Origin of the sequence: Paramagnetospirillum caucaseum (assembly GCF_000342045.1) — a bacterium.
Classification (GTDB): Bacteria; Pseudomonadota; Alphaproteobacteria; order Rhodospirillales; family Magnetospirillaceae; genus Phaeospirillum; species Phaeospirillum caucaseum.
Map to the genome: position 1 here is coordinate 1 of NZ_AONQ01000135.1, position 4,167 is coordinate 4,167.

Annotated in this window: 3 protein-coding genes; 1 reads left to right on the forward strand and 2 read right to left on the reverse strand. The window is 66.5% G+C overall.

Annotation, left to right across the window (positions count from 1 at the left end; all coding sequences use genetic code 11):
- Nucleotides 1-25: 25 nt before the first annotated feature.
- The gene (locus H261_RS22465) at nucleotides 26-1,393 is read right to left on the reverse strand and encodes a pyruvate dehydrogenase complex E1 component subunit beta (RefSeq protein ID WP_008622412.1); all 1,368 of its coding nucleotides are present in this window, start codon (nucleotides 1,391-1,393) and stop codon (nucleotides 26-28) included.
- Between the two features lie 17 nt (nucleotides 1,394-1,410).
- Nucleotides 1,411-2,409 (reverse strand): pyruvate dehydrogenase (acetyl-transferring) E1 component subunit alpha, encoded by a 999-nt coding sequence (pdhA, locus tag H261_RS22470; RefSeq protein WP_008622414.1) that lies wholly within the window; start codon nucleotides 2,407-2,409, stop codon nucleotides 1,411-1,413.
- Between the two features lie 387 nt (nucleotides 2,410-2,796).
- Here pdhA and H261_RS22475 point away from each other — a divergent pair.
- The coding region (locus H261_RS22475) for an efflux transporter outer membrane subunit (RefSeq protein WP_161625065.1) at nucleotides 2,797-4,167 on the forward strand (1,371 nt) is incomplete at its 3' end.

Genomic DNA, 4,167 nt, shown 5'->3' on the forward strand with positions numbered 1-4,167 from the left:
GCACAGGCATTTTTCGTCCCCCCTCTTAACGGCGATAGCAGACGGCGCGGGCGGCTTCCACCACATGCTCGATCTGCGGCAGGGCCAGCTTTTCCAGATTGGCGGCGTAGGGCATGGGCACGTCGGCCCCGGCCACCCGGACCACCGGCGCATCCAGCCAATCGAAGGCGTGTTCCATCATCAGCGCGGCGATTTCCGAGCCGATGCCCGCCACCGGCCAGCCTTCCTCCACCGACACGACACGGTTGGTCTTCCTGACCGAGGCGACGATGGTCGCCACGTCGAGCGGACGGATGGTGCGCAGGTTGATCACCTCGGCCTCGATGCCTTCGGCCTTGAGGATCTCGGCGGCGTCCAGCGCCACCTGCACCATGCGGGAATAGGCGGTGATGGTGACGTGGGCGCCGGCCCGCTCGATCTTGGCCTTGCCGATGGGCAGGACAAAGTCGGGATCATCGGGGACGTCGAAACTCTGGCCGTAGAGCAGTTCGTTTTCCAGGAACACCACGGGGTTGGGATCGCGGATGGCGGCCTTCAGCAGGCCCTTGGCGTCGGCGGCGCTCCACGGCGCCAGCACCTTCAGGCCGGGGCAATGGGCGTACCACGAGGCGTAATCCTGGCTGTGCTGGGCGCCGACGCGGCTGGCGGCGCCGTTGGGGCCGCGGAACACGATGGAGCACGGCTGCTGGCCGCCCGACATGTACAGCGTCTTGGCCGCCGAGTTGATGACGTGGTCGATGGCCTGCATGGAGAAGTTCATGGTCATGAACTCGACGATGGGTTTGAGGCCGGCATAGCCGGCGCCGCAGGCCAGGCCGGCGAAGCCCATCTCGGTGATGGGGGTGTCGATCACCCGCTCGGGCCCGAATTCGTCCAGCAGACCCTGGCTGACCTTGTAGGCGCCCTGGTACTGGGCCACTTCCTCGCCCATCAGGAACACGTTGCCGTCGGCCCGCATCTCCTCGGCCATGGCGTCGCGCAAGGCCTCGCGCACCGTCTGGCGCTTATAGGTGGCGTAGACCTTCTCCTCGGGCGCCGGAGCGGCGGCCAGCGGAACAGCGACCGGAGCCGGGGCGGCGGCGGCAACCGGTGCCGGAGAGGCAGCGGCAGCGGCAGGAGCCGGGGCGGCGTTCAGGGCGGAGGCATCCTCGCCCTCTTCCAGGATCAGGGCGATGGGCGTGTTGACCGCCACCCCCTCGGTGCCGCCGGGCACCAGGATCTTGCCCAGGGTTCCGTCCTCGACGGCTTCCATTTCCATGGTGGCCTTGTCGGTTTCGATCTCGGCCAGGATGTCGCCGGACTTGACGGCTTCGCCTTCGGCCTTCAGCCACTTGGCCAGCTTGCCCTCGGTCATGGTCGGCGACAGGGCGGGCATCAGAACTTGAATCGGCATTTTTTGTCCCCCCTCGCTTACGCTTCGATCAGCACGTCGGTCCACAGCTCGGACGGGTCCGGCTCGGGACTGCTTTGCGAGAATTCGGCGGCTTCGGTGACGATCACCTTGACCTCGCGGTCGATCTCCTTGAGGCCGGCCTCGTCGATCAGCTGATCGGCCAGCAGCTTTTCCTTCAGCTGGTCGATGGGATCGTGCTGCTCGCGCATCTTGGTCACCTCCTCCTTGCTCCGGTACTTGGCCGGATCGGACATGGAGTGGCCGCGATAGCGGTAGGTGTTCATTTCCAGGATGTAGGGCCCCTGGCCGGAGCGGGCGTGCTCCAGGGCGCGGGCGGCGGCGTCGCGCACCGCGATGACGCTCATGCCGTTGACCGGCTCGCCGGGAATGCCGTAGGCGGCGCCGCGCATGAAAAGCTCCTGGCCGGCGGCGTGGCGCACCGTCGAGGTGCCCATGGCATACTTGTTGTTCTCGATGACGAACACCACGGGCAGCTTCCACAGCGCCGCCATGTTGAAGGCCTCGTAAACCTGGCCCTGGTTGACGGCGCCGTCGCCGCAATAGACGTGGGCGACGCCGTTGTCCTTGGAATACTTGTGGGCGAAGCCCAGGCCGGTGCCCAGCGGCACCTGGGCGCCGACGATGCCGTGGCCGCCGTAGAAGCGCTTCTCGCGCGAGAACATGTGCATGGAGCCGCCCTTGCCGCGCGAATAGCCGCCGGCGCGGCCCGTCAGCTCGGCCATCACCCCCTTGGGGTCCATGCCGCAGACCAGCATGTGGCCGTGATCACGATAGGACGTGATGCAGGAATCCGCCGGTCCCGCCACGGCCTGCATGCCGACCACCACGGCCTCCTGGCCGATATAGAGGTGGCAGAAGCCGTTGATCAGTCCCATGCCGTAGAGCTGGCCCGCCTTTTCCTCGAAACGGCGGATGAGCAGCATCTCGCGGTAGTAGCGGACGAGTTCCTGGGGGGTGGGCTCCGCCGCCCCCCGTTCCTTCTTCTTGCTGGCCATGGTTCCTCCCGGGGCCTGAATCGTTTGATGGGGACGATAGGTAAATGAACCTTCCCTATTTTGCAAGGGGGTTTTCGATAAGAACGCGTTGTTTCATAACGTACTATTTATCGTTAACTGCATTTAAGTTATTTGCGAACCAATTGCTGCGGCGCAACATTAGAGGGTGCTGGTCGCAGCCGGGGAATCCCCTCTCCGGGCCTCCGCCCCTCCTCATGTGGGGAGGGGGGGCCACGACTGAAAGGCTACCCGCCCCGCCGGCGCTCCGACGGGCCTTCCGGGCCGGGGGCAATCGTGATACTTACTGAGGCCTTGTCAGGACCAGGGGAACCAATGGGCACGAGGGAAAGACCGGGAATGTCCGCCCGCGCGGCGCGATGGGTGTTGGTGGCTGTCTTGGCGATGGGCGGCAGCGCCTGCAACATGACGCCCCACTATGAGCGGCCGAAGCAGGACATCCCCACCAGCTACCGCAATCCCCTGCCCGAGCCCTCGCCGGAAATGCCCAAGCCGCTGTCCCAGTGGTGGAAGATCTTCGGCTCGGAGGAACTGGACACCCTGGTCGCCGAGGCGCTGGCCAACAACCACGACCTCAAGGCCGCCGCCAACCGCATCATCCAGGCGGAAACCCAGGCCGGCTCGGCCGCCTCGGCCCTGCTGCCCACCATCACCGCCTCGGGCAAGCGCAGCGTCGATTCGCCCCAGGGCGGCCAGGGCTCCGATCCCAATCCCCCCACCAACCGTACCCACCGCCTGAGCTCGGCCTATGTCTCGGCCAGCTGGGAAGTGGACCTGTGGGGCAAGATCCGGGCGTCCGAGGCCTCGTCGCTGGCCACCACCCTGGCCAACATCCACGACCGCGAGGCGGTGGGCATCGCCCTGATCTCCGACGTGGTGCTCACCTATATCCAATACCTGGAAGGCATGGACCGCGAGGCGGTGGCCCGCAGCAACATCGCCAACATGAAGGCCATGTACGCGGCAGTGAGCGAGCGCGTCCGCCTGGGCGAAAGCTCCAACCTGGAACTGGCGCAGCAGCGCAACGTGCTGGCCCAGACCGAGGCGACCATTCCGCCGATCCTTCTCCAGCGCGAGCGCGCCTTCAACAAGCTGGCCGTGCTGCTGGGCCGCCCGCCGCAGACCCTGGCGCTGAACGGCCGGACGCTGCGCGACCTCAGGGTTCCCGAAATGTCGGTGGGCCTGCCGTCGGACCTGCTGCTGCGCCGCCCGGACATCCGCAAGGCCGAGTCCAACCTGATGGCCGCCAACGCCAATATCGGCGTGGCGCGGTCCAAGCTGTTCCCGACGCTGACCATCACCGGCGACCGCGGCTGGGCCGCCCAGTACTTCGACACCATCACCAACCCCAAGAGCATTTTCTTCACCCTGGCCGGCACCATGGTCGCCACCCTGTTCGACAACGGCAAGACGCGGTCCGACATCGAGTACAGCGAGGCCAAGGCCGCAGAATTGGTCGAGACCTACCAGCAGATCATCCTGACCAGCCTGCGCGATGTCGAGGACGCGCTGATGGCGGTGCGCCTGCAGGGCGACCTGGAAGTGGCGCAGCAGGAGGTGCTGCAGGCCTCGCTCGACGCCTACGGCCTCAGCTCCGAGGCCTTCCGCCTGGGCATGGTCGATTACCTCAACGTGCTGGAGACCCAGCGGACCCGCTTCCAGGCCGAGGATTCCAAGGTCCAGGCCCGCTTCAGCCGCCTCGAGGCCGCCGTCAGCCTCTACAAGTCCCTGGGCGGCGGC